Annotated in this window: 4 protein-coding genes; all 4 read right to left on the bottom strand. The window is 59.7% G+C overall.

What is annotated here, in order from left to right; translation table 11 throughout:
- The coding region (locus ACU0FH_RS16625) for a phenylacetate--CoA ligase family protein (RefSeq protein ID WP_446195765.1) at window positions 1–633 on the bottom strand (633 nt) is incomplete at its 3' end.
- Between the two features lie 27 nt (window positions 634–660).
- Window positions 661–1,470, bottom strand: a complete 810-nt coding sequence (locus tag ACU0FH_RS16620; protein ID WP_028095226.1) for an enoyl-CoA hydratase/isomerase family protein — start codon at window positions 1,468–1,470, stop codon at window positions 661–663.
- 28 nt (window positions 1,471–1,498) lie between these two features.
- Window positions 1,499–2,650 carry an acyl-CoA dehydrogenase family protein gene (locus ACU0FH_RS16615; protein WP_152467119.1) on the bottom strand — a complete coding sequence of 384 codons (1,152 nt, stop codon included), beginning with the start codon at window positions 2,648–2,650 and terminating at the stop codon, window positions 1,499–1,501.
- Window positions 2,647–3,016 (bottom strand): acyl-CoA dehydrogenase family protein (locus ACU0FH_RS16610; RefSeq protein ID WP_446195764.1); only part of this gene is annotated, 370 nt, incomplete at its 5' end. The genes ACU0FH_RS16610 and ACU0FH_RS16615, both read right to left, overlap by 4 nt.

Below are 3,016 nucleotides of genomic sequence, written 5' to 3'. Positions count from 1 at the left end.
GCCGTATTCGGCCTCGATCCGGCGGCGCTTGGCCATCCAGTCGCCCATCTCACCGCCGAGGAAGGCTGTCTTCACCTTCCATGCGTCGCGGCCATAGGTTTCGATCACCTTGTCCGCCAGCGTCAGGAAAAACGCGGTCGAAGCGCAGATCGAAGTCACGCCGGTTTCGGCGATGATCTGTGCCTGAAGCTCCGTATTGCCGACGCCTCCGGGGATCACCGTGGCGCCTGCGGCCTGTGCCGCTTCGTCGAACAAAAGCCCCGCGGGCACCAGATGATACATCCAGGTGTTCAGGATGATATCCCCCGGCCCCACGCCTGCCGCCTTGAACAGCCGGTCAAGGCCGTGGCCGCCACCGTCCGAAAGGGCCGGTTCGAAAATCGGGCCGGGGGACACGTAGATCCGCCCGACATCCTTCAGATCCGAGGCCAGGAACCCGCCAAAGGGCGGGTTCTCGCGCTGGATCTTCAGAAGCTCTTCTTTTTTCATCACTGGAAGACGCGAGAGGTCCGCCACCGATGTGACAGCTGCCGGATCGAATCCGGCAGCCGTAAATCGCGATTTCAGGCCAGGAGCTTTTTCGGCCGCAGCGGCATAGGCTTGAGCTATATCTTTGTAGATATCATCAGACATTTCCATGCCTCCTCGTCCAATCGGGCGTTAAAGCGGGCAGTCCTTACGGAAGTTCGGCGCGCGCTTCTCGCGGTGCGACAACACACCTTCCTTGACGTCCTCGCTCATGAAGCCAAGCATCTCCAGCGCGGTCGACGCATCAAAGATCGGCCCGGCCTGGCGCAGCCAGTTGTTCAGCGAATACTTGGTCCAGCGAATCGCGCTTTGCGAGCCGTTGGCCAGTTCGACGGCTGTATCCAGCGCGATCTGCTGCAGCTCGTCATCCTCGACGCACATTGATACCAGACCGATACGCTCGGCCTCTTCGCCCGACACCGGCTTGCAGGTCATCAGATAGTATTTCGCCTTGGCCATCGAGGTCAGCAGCGGCCAGATAATCGCCGCGACGTCACCGGCGGCAACACCAAGGCGGGGATGACCATCGACAATCTTGGCCTTCTTTCCGGCGATCGAGATGTCGGCCAGGATGGCAACCACAAGGCCTGCGCCGGCCGCAGGGCCATTGATCGCGGAAATGATCGGCTTGTTGCAGTTGATGATGTTATAGACGAGATCCTTGGCTTCTTTCCACGTCTTCATGATCTCGTGCGAATTGCCAATCATGTTTTCGATCAGGCTGAAATCACCCCCGGCGGAAAATGCCTTGCCCGCACCGGTCACGATGACCGAATTGATGTCTGGGTCACGGTCGATATCGATCCACATGTCCGTCATCTGAGTGTGGGTTTCGGCATCGACCGAGTTGAATGTCTCGGGCCGGTCGAACGTGATGCGCAGGACGCGATCCGCCGGGTAGTCAAATTTCAGTTTATCGTATTTTGCATAACGATCCGACATGGTTCTATTTCCTCCGTGGGGTATTGAGTCAGCCAGGCAGTCCCAGGACGGCCTTGGACAGGATGTTTCTTTGGATTTCGTTCGATCCACCGTAGATCGTGGTAGGTCTGGCCTTGTAGAAACTCGCCAGAACATCGACACTTACGTTGCCGACCTGAAGCGGCCCGATGGAGCCGCCATCGGGACCGGCTGCTTCGATCATCAGCTCGGTGATGCGCTGGAAGCATTCAGTCACCCAAATCTTCAGCATGGACACATCCGCACCGAGCGTCTCGCCACGTTTGAGCTGATCTGCAAAACGGGCATAAAGCGCGGCATGATCTTCCACATCCAGTGCCGCCTGGGCAAAGCGGTCACGGAACACCGGATCGTCAAACGCGCCACGGCCACGGGCAAAGCTTTCAAGCTGTCCCAGAGCGTTCTGGGCCAGACTTGGCGAACCGATGAAAATGCGTTCGAAGCTCAAGAGAGCCTTGGCCATCGTCCAACCCTTGTTCAGCTCGCCCACGAGGTTCTCGCGGGGCGTCCGTGCATTGTCAAAGAAGACCTCGCAAAACTCGGTCTCGCCCGACAGGGTCGTGATGGTGCGCACCTCGACTCCGGGTTGATCCATCGGAGCGAGCAGGAAACTGATGCCCTGCTGTTTCTTCGGCGCATCGGGATCGGAGCGCACCAGCATGAAAATATGCGTGGCGTCATGCGCCATCGTGGTCCAGATCTTCTGTCCGTTGATGACAAAGTCGTCGCCGTCAATCTCTGCGCGTGTGCGCAGGTTCGCCAGATCGGACCCGGCGCCGGGTTCCGAATAGCCCTGACACCAGATATCTTCGCAACTCAGGATACGCGGCAGCCAGTAATCTTTTTGTTCCTGGGTGCCGAATTTGATGATCAGCGGCCCGACCATCTGGACGCCCATGTCGCGGCCGCGATTGACGCCCCAGCGCTGCTGCTCTTCGTAAAAGATCAGCAACTTGGCGGCGTTCAGCCCCATACCGCCGAATTCAGCGGGCCAGGCTGGCGCGACCCAGCCCTTGGCGTGAAGCTTGCGGTGCCAATGTTCGATCTCGGCGAACTTCGGTCGGTGCGGCAGGTGACGCAGCTCCTCGGGATATTCCGCCTCGAAGAACTGGCGCACTTCTTTGCGGAACTCTGCATCGGTCATAGCGTTCCAGTCGGTCATTGTGCTGCCCCCTCTGCTTCGCGTGCCTCGAACCATATCCGCCTGTGATAGGCATCGTCGCCCAACCAGGCCGACAGCACCAGCGCCCGGTTCAGGTAGAGCCCGATATCGAACTCATCCGTGTACCCGACGGCCCCGTGCAGCTGGATGGCGTCGCGGGTGATTTTCTTGGCGGCCGTGACGGCGCGCGCTTTGGCGCGGCTGGCAATCGGGGCCCGAACCTTCGGATCGGTTTCGCTGTCCATCTGCGCAAGCGCCTCCCGCACTCCGGCCTGCGCGACCTCGCACATCACGTTGAGGTCGACGGCACGGTGCTGGATGACCTGGAATGATCCGATCGGCTTGTCGAACTGCTCCCGCGTCTTG

Source organism: Heliomarina sp., assembly GCF_052826185.1.
This window is presented reverse-complemented; position numbering and strand designations above follow the sequence as displayed.

Coding starts and splice junctions, on each gene's coding strand:
- ACU0FH_RS16620 (WP_028095226.1), bottom strand. CDS start 1,470: ATGTCGGATCGTTATGCAAAATACGATAAACTGAAATTTGACTACCCG.
- ACU0FH_RS16615 (WP_152467119.1), bottom strand. CDS start 2,650: ATGACCGACTGGAACGCTATGACCGATGCAGAGTTCCGCAAAGAAGTG.